The following is a 1,101-nucleotide window of genomic DNA, read 5'->3' as shown; positions in this document are numbered from 1 at the left end:
CCCCGTCCGAGCCGGTCCCCGAGCCGTACGGTCGTCCCGTCCGGCGCTGTGACCAGCACGTCCGCGACCGGACCGCCCGGAGGCGTGCCCACGGTGGTGTGCGCCTCGGCGTACGGGGGCGCGAGAGGGGAGTGCGGATAGGACGGCGGTGCTCCCAATGGCCCGTGCCCCAGATGCCCGTCGGCGAGCAGCGTGTCATGTCCACGCGCACCCGGCATATACGTACGCAGCCCGCCGCCGCCCCGCAGTATCGGCAGCGACTGGTCGGCCGCGCGCAGCCGGGAGGCGACGGCGGTGCGCCGCTCGGCCTGGTAGCTGTCCAGCAGGGCCTCCGTGGCCCCGCGGTGCCAGTCCTCGGCCAGCTTCCAGGCGAGATTGGCGATGTCACGCAGCCCTTCGTCGAGCCCTTGGGTGCCCACCGCACCCAGCAGATGGGCCGCGTCCCCGGCCAGGAAGGCCCGTCCCACCCGCCAGCGCCTGGCCAGCCGGTGGTGCAGCGTGTAGACGCCCGTGTCGAGCAGCTCGTACGGCGGTGTCGTGCCGCACCAGCCGGCCAGGGTGTCCCGTAAACGCGTCACCAGCGCGTCGGGAGTGACCAACTCGCCGCGCGCGGGCAGCAGCCAGTCGAGCCGCCAGACATCGTCCGCGAGAGGCCTCGCGGAGACCTCCTCGCCGCCGCTGGGCCAGGGCGGCTGGCGGTGCAGCAGCGCCTCGCCGGGCCAGGGAAGATCGACGCGGAGCGCCGCGACGGCGTGCCGCTCCACCGCCGTACGTCCCGGAAAGCGGATGTTGAGCAGCTTGCGGACCGTGGACCGGGCGCCGTCGCAGCCCACGACATGGCTGCCACGCCACCACGTCGCGCCGGGCCCGCGCGTGTGCACGGTGACTCCGCGGTCGTCCTGCTCCAGCGAGTCGAGCCGGCTGCCGGTGACCAGCCGTACGAGCTCCTGGCCCGCGATGGCGTCCCGCAGCCCGCGCGCGAGCGCGTGCTGCGGAATGTGCAGCGGCGCCGGCGCGCCGTCCTCACCGCCGAGCGGCAGCTCCCGCATGAGCTGCTTGCGCCGCATCAGCCGCCAGCCGGTCCAGTGGGTGCCCCGCCCG

The 1,101-nt window shown here is 74.9% G+C and carries 1 protein-coding gene; it reads right to left on the bottom strand.

The window, feature by feature from the left end; genetic code table 11:
• Positions 1 to 1,101 (bottom strand): FAD-dependent monooxygenase (locus GA0115259_RS31435; protein WP_107469311.1); only part of this gene is annotated, 1,101 nt, incomplete at both ends.

This window comes from Streptomyces sp. MnatMP-M17 (assembly GCF_900091995.1).
Taxonomy (GTDB): Bacteria; Actinomycetota; Actinomycetes; order Streptomycetales; family Streptomycetaceae; genus Streptomyces.
Note: the sequence above shows the minus strand (reverse complement) of the source record. Positions and strands in the feature narration are given on the sequence as shown.